The sequence below is a fragment of the Undibacterium sp. GW821-FHT07F11 genome (assembly GCF_059418665.1).
In genome coordinates this window covers 1-12,453 of the sequence record NZ_JBWKQH010000016.1, presented here as the reverse complement: position 1 = coordinate 12,453, position 12,453 = coordinate 1, and the positions used below count along the sequence as shown (strand labels likewise).

Here is a 12,453-nt window from a genome sequence, read left to right as displayed (position 1 = left end):
CTAGTGTTGTAATAATCATTATTTAACATTTTCCATTTCTTTGGTCTTGATTATGCAGTCTGCTTCACATAAGATTGAATTGGAACTTATTCAAGCAACAGGGAGCAAACTGATGAAGAATCAACACAGTAGAACACCCGGCTTGTTACAAAATGATCTTTTTCTGGCACAAATGAATTGTGACATTTTGGCAAAGAATGAAAGATCGCCGGCTCTTGGCATGTATTCATATCTGGGTAGTGATTTAGTCTCTGATGGCGTACTGGGTGCGAACCAGGATGATGATGTCATTGATTTTATTGAAGAAGACGAAGAGTCTTTACAACCCAAACTGGAACTTCATCCCTGGAAAATCCTGATCGCAGACGATGACAGCAATGTGCATGACACGACATTACTGGCATTAAGTGGCGTAAAAATTCATGGCAAACCATTAGAATTCATACATGCCTATTCTGCCAAAGAAGCATATGGCATTATCAGCGCTAATCCTGATATCGCTTTGGTATTGCTGGACGTGGTGATGGAAACTGTCGATGCAGGTTTAAAATTGGTCAATATCATACGCAATGAAATGTCATTGCCCAATCTGCGGATTGTATTGAGGACAGGGCAGCCAGGTTATGCCCCGGAACAACAAGTCAGTGAAGCCTTTGCCATCGATGGTTACACGACCAAATCGAAATTGACACGCTCACTGCTGATTTCAGTACTCAACGATACGCTGGCAAACAGCCACGATAATCCAGAAATACCCAATTAGAGTTTTATCAATTTTGCTTATTAAGATTGCTTATCAAAACAGCTTAAGCAGCGGAAATGACTAGGGCCAGTTTTCTGGCCCTTTTTATTTTAAAAAGTAAATTCAAGCTATGGAGCTGCCCGTGGAAATGAGCTGACTCCGTTATTCTGCATCTGGCTGATTTGCTGGAGCTGCCTTGATAAATGCAGGGTGTTCATTGCAAGCCTGGTGTATACGCATGATTGTAGGCATGCTGCTCAAATCGCAGTTAAAACGCTGGGCATTGGCAATCTGCGGTATCAGGAAGCAGTCTGCAAATCCCGGCACGTCACCAAAACAAAAACGTCCGGTACGCTTATCGGCAGCCAGTTTTTGTTCCAGCACAGCCAGGCCCGTTTCACACCAATGCCGGTACCAGGCATTTTTTTGCTCATCACTGACTTGCAGGGTACCTGACAGGTATTTGAGCACTCGCAAATTATTGACCGGATGAATTTCACAGGCAATGGACAGAGCCAAAGACCTTACGTAAGCACGGTCCAGAGGTTTGGACGGCAGCATGGCAATGTCTGGATAAACTTCATCAAGGTATTCTATGATTGCCATTGACTGTGTCAGCGTGGCAGTTTCACCATCCAGCTCATCCTGCAAGGCAGGTACAAGTCCATCTGGATTCAGTGCCTTGTAAGCAGGCGCTAATTGCTCTCCACCGTTTTTGACAAGATGAATGGCAACCTGCTCATAATCGAGCCCTTTGAGATTCAGAGCGATCCTGACGCGGTAGGAGGCCGAACTACGAAAATAACCGTATAGTTTCATGACTGTGCTTACACCAATTTGATTTTCAAATCACTCAAACCCGTGATCGAGGCTTCCAGCAAATCACCACGCTGCACCGCGGCTACGCCTTCTGGCGTTCCAGTAAAAATCAGGTCACCAGGTTGCAGGGTGTAGAGTTCAGATAAACAGGCGATGATTTCAGCCAGGTTCCAGATCAATTTACCAGTATCGCTATTTTGCCGGGCCTGTCCGTTCACATCCAGGTGTATGCTGGCTTGCTCTATGCCTTGCACCGTATCTGCCCTGTGGATCTGTCCTATCGGTGCCGAAAAATCAAAGCCTTTGGAAGTACACCAGGGTCTGCCCTGATCTTTGGCCTCAGCCTGCAAATCACGGCGCGTCATGTCCAGCCCGACCGCATATCCCCAGATGTGGCTAAGTGCATCTTCGGTGCGGATACTCTTTCCACCCTTGCCTATTGCTACCACCAGCTCGACTTCATGATGCAAATTGACTGTCATCGGTGGATAGGGCATTTCACCAACCGTACCCTGCTTTACGGGTAGGACAGCATCAGCTGGCTTCATGAAGAAAAATGGTGGCTCACGGCCTGTCCAACCCATTTCTTTTGCATGCTCTACATAATTACGCCCTACGCAGTAAATCCTGTGTACGGGGAAATAGGCAGTACCACCAGCTATGGGTACGGCTGCTTGCTGTATTGGGGGGAATAGGTAATCCATATCTGCTCCTGATTTCTGATGCCAGACCCTATTATGGCATTTTCAATTAAGGTCTGTCACATGGCTCACTCATTTGCACTTACTTCGCACTTATGTGATCAGGCTCATCAAAATCAAGATTTAATGACACTGGTTATAATGCATGATCAATTGTGGAGCCAAATAAAATGAAAATCTGCTTACACCCAAAATACCTGATCCCTATAGAGCCACGTGCCACTGTCCTTCATGGACATGCATTGGTCATGCAAGGCGAAAAAATCCTGGACATACTCAGCAGTACCGACGCTCGCCTGCAGCACCCTGATGCGCAGCATGTAGAACTGCCGGAGCATGCGGTCATGCCCGGCATGGTCAATCTGCACGGGCATTCTGCCATGACACTTTTGCGTGGACTGGCAGATGATCTGAGCCTGATGGACTGGTTGCACAATCATATCTGGCCAGCCGAGAAAAAACATGTATCAGAAGAATTCGTCTTCGATGGCAGCGTGTATGCCATGGCAGAAATGCTGCGCGGTGGCACAACCACCATCAATGACATGTATTTCTACAATGACGATGTAGCGCGCGCAGGCCTGCATACCGGCATGCGCACTGTGGTCGGTTGCAGTGTGCTGGAATTCCCTACTGGCTACGCGGCGGACGCCGACGGCTATCTGGAAAAAGCACTGGCATCGCATCAGGCATTCAAGGGGCAAAGCGGGGTGTCTTTCCGCCTCGCCCCGCATGCGCCTTATACAGTGTCAGACGCAACTTTCAAAAAAATAGTCGCGCTGGCGGACAAGCATGACATGGGCATACACTGCCACATCCATGAAACCATGGATGAGGTCAATGACAGTATCAGGGATCATGGCATACGCCCTTTGCAGCGCCTGCATAATCTGGGACTGCTGTCACCACGCCTGATTGCCGCCCACATGGTGCATGCGAATGAAGATGAAATCAAACTGCTGGCACAGCAAGGCGTACATATCGCTCATAATCCGGCCAGCAATTTGAAACTGGCTTCCGGCTTTGCACCTGTCCATGCAATGCAAACTGCCGGTGTCAATGTGGGTATAGGCACGGATGGAGCTGCCAGCAATAACAAGCTGGATTTACTCGGTGATCTTCGCATGGCAGCATTGCTGGCGAAAGCAGTATCCAGTAACCCGACTGCATTAAACGCTGGCAATGCGCTGGAAATGGCGACACTGGCCGGTGCCAAAGCATTGGGCATAGACCAACAAATTGGTAGCCTGGTAGCAGGCAAACTCGCTGACGTGATTGCGATTGACCTGTCTGCCATTGAAACCCTGCCGCTGTTTGATCCTGCCTCACAAATTGTCTATGCCGCCGGACGCGAACAGGTCAGCCATGTCTGGGTTAACGGACGCTGTCTGATGGCTGATCGCAAACTGCAGACTGTAGATGAAGACCAGCTCAAGGACAAGGCAAGATGGTGGCAACATAAAGTTGCCACAGCTTAGGTTTTCAATTTCAACATATAAATATTGATCTCCATATGAAACCAGCATATTCAATTTTTAAACTGAGCATTATCAGCGGCTTGATTGCAGGCTCTGGCCTGCCTCTGGCAGTGGCTCAGGCGGCGACGCCTTTGACAACGATCGCCGAACAAAGCGGCTTCAAAAAAACCGGGCGTTATGAAGAAGTGGAAAAGCTGTGTCAGGTTTTCCAGAAAACCTACCCCAAAGAAGTGCGCTGTCTGGAATTTGGCAGGACACCAGAAAATCGCCCCATGCTGGCTCTGCTGATCACGCGCAGTGGTGCATTCACACCCGCCCAGGTGGCAAAGAAAGCTTTACCGGTAACGCTGATACAGGGTGGCATACATGCTGGTGAGATAGACGGTAAGGATGCCGGTTTTCTGGCGCTGCGCGAGATTTTGGGCAACAAGACAGGCAACAAGACGGCAGTACATCTGCTGGACAAGCAAGTCTTGTTATTTGTCCCGGTCTTCAATATAGACGGACATGAACGCTTTGGTGCCTGGAACCGGCCAAATCAGCGTGGCCCGGAAGAAATGGGCTGGCGTACTACGGCGCAAAACTTCAATCTGAACCGGGATTATGTGAAAGCAGATGCGCCTGAAATGCAGGCCATGCTAAAGCTGATTAATACCTGGGATCCGCTGGCAGTGATTGATTTGCATGTGACCGACGGTGCCAAATTTGAACATGATATTTCAATACAGGTAGAGCCAGTTAATTCCGGCGATATGGCATTACGTGAGGCTGGCAAAGCCTTGCGTGACAATGTTATCGCAGACCTGACCAGGCAGGGCTCTCTGCCCCAGTCATTTTATATGTCATTCGTGCGTGAAGATGACCCCATGTCTGGCTTTATCGACAGTGTTCCTCCGCCACGTTTTTCCAGTGGTTACCCAGTATTGCGCAATCGCTTTGGCATGCTGGTAGAAACCCATTCATGGAAAGACTACGCTACCCGTGTACGCATCACCCGCAACACTGTAGTTTCAGTGCTGGAGCAAGTTGCAGCTAATGGAGCGCAATGGTTGACAGCTACCAGGGCAGCAGACCAGCGTGCCGTGCAATTGGCAGGCCAGAGTTTGTCTGTCACTTACAAGACCACGGAAAAGGCCAGGGACATAGATTTCCGTGGTTATGCCTATACGCGCACCATGTCCGATATTTCTGGGGCCTTGATGACGCGCTATGATGAAAGCAAGCCACAAATCTGGAAAGTAAAACTGCGCGATGAGATTGTGCCAGATGCACAAATCACCTTACCCAAGGGGGGCTACATCGTCCCTGTCGCTTATAGCAAAGCTGTCGCAGAAAAACTGCAACAGCACGGTATAGAATTCCGCACGATCAATACCGATTTGAATGTCATTTCTGCTGATCAGTTCGCTACCAGCAAGGCCAGCTTGCAGCCACAGTCATTTGAAGGACGGCAAACCATGAAGCTGCAAGGTTTATGGAGAAACCAGACACAAAGCGTGCGCAAAGGTGCTTTATTCATTCCCATTGCGCAGGCAAAAGCACGTCTCGTTGCAGGCCTGTTTGAGCCGCAAGCACCGGATGCGCTGGTCAACTGGGGCTGGTTCAATGGTGCGTTTGAACGCAAAGAATATATGGAAGCCTATGTGGCCGAAGATGTAGCTCGCGAACAACTCGCGAGCGATACGCAATTGAAAGCAGCGTTCGACAAGCGAATTGCAGAAGATCCTGAATTTGCCAAGAGCGCCACTGCCCGCCTGGAGTTCTTTGCACAGCGCCATTCGTCATGGGACAAGCGCTATCAGGTTTATCCTGTGCTGCGACTGGATTTTGTGCCCCAATAAAACAGCGTGGTCTGCCACATGCAAGCTCAGTTGCATGTGGCGAAATTTTAATGAAAGAACAGGTAAGCGACAAAAATCGCTGCGACCACGCCGGCAAAGTCAGCCAGCAAGCCCATGGAAATCGCATACCGGGTTTTGCGTATGCCCACCGAACCGAAATACAGGGCGACGATATAAAAGGTAGTATCAGCCGAACCCTGGAAGATGCAGGCGAGGCGGCCAACAAAAGAATCCACGCCATACGTCTTCATGGCATCCACCATCATTGCCCGTGAGCCTGAGCCGCTAAGCGGCTTCATCAAGGCTGTCGGCAAGGCTGAAGTAAAGTCAGTATTCAAACCCATTTGCGTAAACAACCAGGTAAAACCAGAAACAACAAAACCCAACACGCCAGAATTGCGCAAAACACCTATTGCGACGAGCATGCCAACCAGGTAAGGAATAATCGTCAGCGAAGTCTGTATGCCGCCTTTGGCACCTTCAATGAAGGCTTCATACACATTCACTTTCTTGCGCATCGCCCCAAGCATAAAGCTGATGATAATGCTGAACAGCAAGAGATTGGCACTGACTTTGGAAAATACTTCAATATCGGTACGACTCATGTGCTGACTCATATACCAGACCAGGGCAACGATAAAACTCGTCAGACCACCCAGCCAGGCAATCACCACGCGGTCAAATAAATTAATGCGCTGCCGGATGGCAACAGCAATCAGGCCAACCACGGTAGCCACGTAAGTAGCAATCATGCAGGGTATAAAAATGTCAGAGGGATCTTTCGCCCCCAGCACTGCACGCTGTGCCATGATAGCCAGAGGGATCAGTGTAAGGCCCGAAGTATGCAGCACCAGGAACATGATTTGCGCATCACTGGCTTCGTCCTTGCTGGGGTTCAGGCTTTGCAGGCTCTCCATGGCCTTCAGACCAAAGGGAGTGGCTGCATTATCCAGTCCCAGTAGATTCGCTGAAAAATTCATGACCATGTGGCCATTGGCAGGATGATTTTTCGGCACACCAGGAAATATCCTGGCAAAAAAGGGCGCGATTATTTTAGCGATAAAATCAATTGCCCCGGCTTTTTCACCTATATTCATGATACCCAGCCAGAGTGTCATGACACCGGCCAGTGGCAAGGCAATATCCATGACACCTATGCGTGCAGATTCAAAAGTCCCATCCATGATGCGCTTGAATACTTCCACATCACCCAGTATCAGCCATTGCGCCAGGGCAGCAATAAAGCCGATCAGAAAAAAACCTGTCCAGATGTAGGTAAGCAGCATAGTGTTCAATATGGGATAAGTGTGCAGGCTTTTTATCATGAAAAGCTTGCGCTGTAGTATGAAAATTTCACCGCGCGCCATAAGCGCCTGGTATGGATGCACTCCATGGCTGTAACATCTGCTTGCAGTTTTACATGGCTATATACAAATTCCTGTCAGCCCCATTGTTCTGGGCAGCGTTATATGAACATCCAAACGAAGGAAGATATGCCATGAAAACCAGTCAACTCATCAAAGGCCTGTTATCGACCCTGCTGATTTGTGCTGCAAGCGCAAATACAGTGTTTGCCCATGATGCATATGTCAGGGATCATCGCTGGCACCCGGCGCCACCAGTACATCAGGTAGTGCGCAGCTACAATTACGTCTATTACCCGTCGCATCAGGTGTACTACGCGCCAGCGCAAGGTAACTGGTACTGGACGAATGGCGGCGTCTGGCAAAGCGGTAGTCGCCTGCCCTACGGTGTCAACCTGAATGTCAATCTTGGTGGCGTCCCCATCGTTTTAAGCTCTCCCAGACCTTATGTAGAACACGTTTATGTAGAGCAAAACTATGGTCGTCCATGGCGTGACCGTCATGGCTGGCGCCACGACAGGCATTACGGACGTGAATGGCGTGAATGGCGCGAAGAAAGACGTGAACGCCACCATGATCACCACTGGCGCTAGGGTATATTAAGAGTGAGGGCAGTTGCGACTACGACGGCTGCTCCTTACTTTGCCTAGTTCCCCACCAGGCCAGCAGCAATATTGACGGAAAAACCGACGACTGCCACGTTAAAGAAAAAACTAAGCACGGATTGCGCAAGCACAGTCTTGCGTGTCTGCTGGTTCATCACCATCACATCTGAAGTTTGTGCTGCAACGGCAATGGTGAAAGAAAAATACAAAAAGTCCCAGAAATCAGGCATGTCCTCATCTTCAGGAAAGTGCAAGGCTGGCTTGTCTTGCGGTGCACTATAAAACAGCAAGGCGTAGTGAAAACAAAAAATTACGCCCAACAGCAACCATGAGCCCAGCACCGTGCTGATGGCAAACAAGTATTTGATGACTCTGGCTTCACTACTGGCACCTGCCATGCCAGACAACTCATGGATGATGGCCAGCAAACTGATGGCTGCTGCCAGGGACAGCAACACCAGTACCGCCACTGCACTTTCATCTTCTTGCTGAGCCATCTTGCGTACCGCATGTTTATCTGCGCACATCATTAGCCAGGCCATCAGGAAAAGATATGTCCACACAGCGACATTCCAGCCACAAAGCGCGCGGGTAATCCAGGAAACCGACCCAGGTAGCAAAATCGCCGCCAGGCTGCCCAAGCCCAAAGTGAGCAAAAGACGTGGGCGACGTTGGATGATTTGTTTAATGATGGATCCTGTTTGAGAATAAAGATGAGTATTGATATACGTTCTAATATGACGATATCACATAGTTAATTGAAGTAAATTACAGAATCAAACTAGACTCTGCGACAGGTGTAGTATATTCAATATCAATTGATATTTTGTCATATTCATCACCAAGCATATCTGATTTGTGCGTCTTAATAAAAATCAACTTTCCTTTAGGTAATTTTTAATTACACTGAGGCTATAGATAAGGCACATCTCACCCTATTGATGAAATGAGTTCTGATTATTGACCAGCACGCTGATTCTGCGAGGCCAGCACCATGAACAGACATTACCACTACTTGCCACTTTCCAAGGTCACTCCGGGAACAGTGTTGGCAGATGATTTGCTTGATAAGGTTGGCCATGTATTACTGCCAGCCGGTACCACCTTGACTGAGCGCATGCTACTAGCAATTGCCCAACATGATATACATCAGTTGTCGGTTGAAGGTGAAACTGGCACTGAACAAGAACAAATTGAGGATCTTGCAACAAAATTAAGCCGTATGGAGAAAATTTTCCGCCACGTAGCTGATGCTGAACCTGCGAGCACCTTGAAATCCTATGTCATTCATTACCGTCAGGGTGAAGCAAAATGACTGATACCAACGAATTCAAAGTGCAGTTGGAAGACATGGTTAAAAGAATCAAGGACCTGCCTACCTTGCCAGAAGTCGCCATGGAAATGCTGCAGAATCTTGACGATGAGGAAAGCAGTCTGGATATGGTGACTGAAAAAATCGCCCTGGATCATTCCGTCACCGCGAAACTGTTAAGGCTCGCCAACTCCTCCTACTACGGCAATAATTCCAAGGTAGTCACCTTGCAGCAGGCAACTGCCATGTTGGGCGTCAAGAATGTGAAAAACCTCATACGCATGACGGCCTTGTCGAACAAATTCCCAACAGCGAGTTGTCCTGCATTTGATTTCAAGGCATTCTGGCGTCACAGCGTCGCAACGGCAATCTGTGCCGAGCTGATTTCACGTGCACTGCACATGAAGCATGATTTTGCATTCACTGCGGGTTTATTGCATGACATAGGCAAGCTGGTGCTGGTTACTGCTTATCCCGCAAATTATGATCAGGTTTTGCGCCATCAAAAGAATGCCGACTGTCTTTTAATTGAGGCTGAACGCAGCATCCTGCACATTGACCATGTAGACGCTGGTGTGGCGCTGGCAACGCACTGGAATTTTTCTGAAGCTGTCTGTGACGCCATACGCGGACATCATCATCCTGAGCAAGAAAATCTGAACGTCCTTGCCTCAGTCGTACATGTAGCAAATGCAATTGTGCACGCACTTGACCTCGCACATGATGAAAACAATATGCTGCCCTTGCTGTCGCAAGCGGCTTGGGATACGCTAGGGCTTGGTGAAGCTGACTACCTGAGCATTTTCCGTGAAACTGAAATGCGTTTCGATGCCATGGATCAGATCGTACTTTGACATTCTTAATTTTGCCTCATGTATCTGGATAAAACGATTTTGGAACGACTCATGCTTTTCAGGGAAACGGATTATCGTATCGAAGATATCCATCTTTTCCGCGATATTACTGAGGACAATAGAAAACTCATTGCCGATATCATCAAGGATTGCCTGGTAGTCAAGGCATACACAGGACAGATTGTTCTGGATGCCAATAGTTCGGGTGCGAAACTGTACATCGTCTTGAAAGGTGCTCTGGGTGTCAGCCGCCTGACCGAAGAAAGCAATCAGCTGGAAAATACCATCACGCAGTATCTGCCCGGTGAGTGCGTGGGAGAAATCTCGGTTCTTGATGAAGAAATTCATTCTGCGACCATCTCCGCCATCAGCGAAAGCGAATTATTGTTGATAGAAGCAGAAACCTTGTGGCGTCTGATCGACGAATCAAATGGCGTAGCCCGCAACCTCTTGCAGCTTTTATCCTTCCGCATACGCGCTGCTAATGCAAAAATCCGTAGCCGCCAAAAAGTAGGTGAATTTTATCGCCAGCTATCAATGGTAGATGGTCTGACAGGCTTGCATAACCGCGCCTGGCTGAACGCACAACTACCTGGCATGGTTCAGCATGCCCATGCTACCGGCGCAGCCCTGAGCATCATTATGGTAGATCTGGACCACTTCAAGCGCTTTAATGACGAACATGGTCATTTGCTGGGAGACGACGCCTTGCAGACTGCCGCAAAAGTATTAAATGCAGGTTTGCGTCCCAGCGACTTTGCAGCGCGCTATGGCGGTGAAGAGATGATGGTCATACTGCCTGGTGCCAATCATAAATCTGCTATGGGGGTAGCGCAAAGGCTGTGCAGCAGGCTGGGCAAAACCAAGGTATTTGTTGACCGCCAAAAACCTCTCCCCCATATTACGGGCTCATTTGGAGTCGCCACTTTATTGACAGGCCAGGATAGCAATGAGCTCATTAGCTGCGCAGACCTCGCCTTGTATCGCGCCAAAGATAACGGGCGCAATCAAGTCGCAAGTTAAATCAGGCAAGACAGACAAAACAAAGGCGCCATATGTGTAGTATGGCGCCTTTGTTGTTTACATCAAATTACTTCTTTACTTGCCAGACTGATTTGCGTAAATGACCCAGTAACGTGCCAGATCAGCTGAGCCATCTGTGCCGCGCACTGTTTTCAAGGTCTTGATCGCATTGGCTTTCTTGCCTGCCTGCAGTTGAGCAATACCAAGGTGCAATTTGGCATCATCTTCTTGCTTGAGGCCACCTTTGGCGATGCCCTCTTCTATCATGGCGATGCCTTTGTCGAAGTTGCCAGCAGTCACATAACCATAGCCGATATTGACCAGACCGTTACCATCCTTGGCAGCCTTGGCTTCCGCCTCACTTGCAGCCAGACCTTTGGTAGTTTCAGCTTGGGTTTTATTTGCCATGTCGCGCAAGCGCTTGTGACGGTCAGCGTCTTTACCCTCGCCTAATGCGCCAGCCTTGTAGCCAGCGTCAATGATCTTGGTTGCTTCAGCCGGATAGCCAGCCTGAATCGCAAACAAAGACATGTCCATGTAATCAGCACTCTTGGTGATTTGACCCAAGGCCAGCTTCAAGCGCATCAAGTCCAGTTTCAAACGGTCAGAATAACCTGGTTTTCTTTCGATGTTATTCAACAGATTAACCCAGTATTCTTTCTTACCGTGGTAAGCCACCATCTTTTCCAGAGCACTGGAGTAAGTAGCCAGATCCTTGCGCTTCAGAGCGTCATTGGACTGATATTCGAGATTGGTCAGGCTTGGTGTACGACCAGCTTTTTCATCGGCGGCCAATTCTGCATTGATTTCCTTCATTGCCTTTGCACTGTCACCACTCTGCAACATGGCTTGTGTGAGGTAAGGGCGCAGCGAAGGATCTGTACCACCGTCAGCATAGTAGCGGTTATACCATTGTGCAGCTTTGCCGTAGTTACCTGCCTTGAAATAGGCATTCGCCAGGACCTGTATCATTTGCAACTGCTCTTTACCACCCAGTTTATTCGCAGAAACAATGGTTTCAGCTGAACGGATCACAGTATCATTGTCGCCAGCGGCAGAAGCGATGGACAAGCGCATGCGCTCAATGGTGAAGTTTTCATTGACTGTCTTGCCGCCAACACTGTCGGCTTCATGAATCTTTGACAGCGCCTCTCTGAATTTCTTCGCTTTGTACAACTCACCAGCAGCTTGTACGATGCGGCCAATCTCAGGGCGCATGGACTCTTGGGCATAAGCTTGATTTGCTGCAATATTTGTTAATTCCGGAGCGGCTGCAAAGCCAATAGCTGCAAACAATACAGCAATACGAGACAAGCGAAGTTGCTTCATATGTTGATCTCTCAATCAATAAATTTAATAAACTTTGGGATTGCAGCTTAGAAATACGCAAAGCCCAACCCGCGAATATGAAAAATGGCAGGGGTAACCCTGCCAATTTTCTATCATACCTTAATAACTCAGCATTGATACGCCGAAAACGTCATGAAATGCGTATTTATCATTTCAAGAACTGCTCATTCCCGACCATACCGATCTTGGTGACACCAAGACGCTGTGCCGCCGCCATGACCGCAGCCACAGACTTGTAAGGCACAACAGCAACCGGACGCAGATGGATCTCTGGCTGGTCACCTGCAGGCATCGCTGCCGATTCAGACAACTTGGCTTCCAATTGCGTATGATCTACTGCCGTACCATTCCAGGACACCGTACC

At 48.7% G+C, this 12,453-nt stretch carries 13 protein-coding genes; 7 read left to right on the top strand and 6 right to left on the bottom strand.

Annotated features, from left to right (window positions below; genetic code table 11):
- Positions 1 to 112 precede the first annotated feature (112 nt).
- Positions 113 to 763 (top strand): response regulator, encoded by a 651-nt coding sequence (locus AC07OI_RS28970; RefSeq protein WP_492709367.1) that lies wholly within the window; start codon positions 113 to 115, stop codon positions 761 to 763.
- 141 nt (positions 764 to 904) lie between these two features.
- On the opposite strand, the gene maiA is transcribed toward AC07OI_RS28970, so the two are convergent.
- Together maiA and AC07OI_RS28960 are read right to left on the bottom strand one after the other, a co-directional pair.
- Positions 905 to 1,561 carry a maleylacetoacetate isomerase gene (maiA, locus tag AC07OI_RS28965; protein ID WP_492709365.1) on the bottom strand — a complete coding sequence of 219 codons (657 nt, stop codon included), beginning with the start codon at positions 1,559 to 1,561 and terminating at the stop codon, positions 905 to 907.
- A gap of 8 nt (positions 1,562 to 1,569) precedes the next feature.
- On the bottom strand, positions 1,570 to 2,265 hold the full coding sequence (locus AC07OI_RS28960) for a fumarylacetoacetate hydrolase family protein (RefSeq protein WP_492709363.1): 696 nt from the start codon (positions 2,263 to 2,265) through the stop codon (positions 1,570 to 1,572).
- A gap of 167 nt (positions 2,266 to 2,432) precedes the next feature.
- On the opposite strand from AC07OI_RS28960, the gene AC07OI_RS28955 reads away from it, so the two are divergent.
- On the top strand, positions 2,433 to 3,740 hold the full coding sequence (locus AC07OI_RS28955) for a TRZ/ATZ family hydrolase (protein ID WP_495259555.1): 1,308 nt from the start codon (positions 2,433 to 2,435) through the stop codon (positions 3,738 to 3,740).
- 35 nt (positions 3,741 to 3,775) lie between these two features.
- Positions 3,776 to 5,581: a M14 family metallopeptidase gene (locus AC07OI_RS28950; RefSeq protein ID WP_495259554.1), complete on the top strand. Its 1,806-nt coding sequence runs from the start codon at positions 3,776 to 3,778 to the stop codon at positions 5,579 to 5,581.
- A 47-nt stretch (positions 5,582 to 5,628) separates the two neighbouring features.
- On the opposite strand, the gene AC07OI_RS28945 is transcribed toward AC07OI_RS28950, so the two are convergent.
- Entirely contained in the window at positions 5,629 to 6,867 is a 1,239-nt protein-coding gene (locus AC07OI_RS28945; RefSeq protein WP_492709420.1) for a nucleoside recognition domain-containing protein, read from the bottom strand.
- 212 nt (positions 6,868 to 7,079) lie between these two features.
- Here AC07OI_RS28945 and AC07OI_RS28940 point away from each other — a divergent pair, with 212 nt between their 5' ends.
- Positions 7,080 to 7,538, top strand: a complete 459-nt coding sequence (locus tag AC07OI_RS28940; protein ID WP_495259553.1) for a hypothetical protein — start codon at positions 7,080 to 7,082, stop codon at positions 7,536 to 7,538.
- 53 nt (positions 7,539 to 7,591) lie between these two features.
- On the opposite strand, the gene AC07OI_RS28935 is transcribed toward AC07OI_RS28940, so the two are convergent.
- Positions 7,592 to 8,170: a DUF1345 domain-containing protein gene (locus tag AC07OI_RS28935; protein ID WP_492709418.1), complete on the bottom strand. Its 579-nt coding sequence runs from the start codon at positions 8,168 to 8,170 to the stop codon at positions 7,592 to 7,594.
- Positions 8,171 to 8,544: 374 nt separating this feature from the next.
- Here AC07OI_RS28935 and AC07OI_RS28930 point away from each other — a divergent pair, with 374 nt between their 5' ends.
- From AC07OI_RS28930 to AC07OI_RS28920, 3 genes are read left to right on the top strand one after another with little or no spacing between them, the layout of a single operon-like run.
- Positions 8,545 to 8,865, top strand: a complete 321-nt coding sequence (locus tag AC07OI_RS28930) for a hypothetical protein (protein WP_492709355.1) — start codon at positions 8,545 to 8,547, stop codon at positions 8,863 to 8,865.
- Positions 8,862 to 9,716, top strand: a complete 855-nt coding sequence (locus AC07OI_RS28925; protein ID WP_492709353.1) for an HDOD domain-containing protein — start codon at positions 8,862 to 8,864, stop codon at positions 9,714 to 9,716. Before AC07OI_RS28930 ends, AC07OI_RS28925 begins: the two co-directional genes overlap by 4 nt.
- 51 nt (positions 9,717 to 9,767) lie before the next feature.
- On the top strand, positions 9,768 to 10,739 hold the full coding sequence (locus AC07OI_RS28920; protein ID WP_495259552.1) for a diguanylate cyclase: 972 nt from the start codon (positions 9,768 to 9,770) through the stop codon (positions 10,737 to 10,739).
- 75 nt (positions 10,740 to 10,814) lie between these two features.
- Here AC07OI_RS28920 and AC07OI_RS28915 read toward each other — a convergent pair whose 3' ends face one another.
- Both AC07OI_RS28915 and AC07OI_RS28910 read right to left on the bottom strand, forming a co-directional pair.
- Positions 10,815 to 12,068, bottom strand: a complete 1,254-nt coding sequence (locus AC07OI_RS28915; protein WP_495259551.1) for a tetratricopeptide repeat protein — start codon at positions 12,066 to 12,068, stop codon at positions 10,815 to 10,817.
- 169 nt (positions 12,069 to 12,237) lie between these two features.
- Positions 12,238 to 12,453, bottom strand: a 216-nt coding sequence (locus AC07OI_RS28910) for an ExbD/TolR family protein (protein ID WP_495259550.1), incomplete at its 5' end; no start/stop codon positions are given.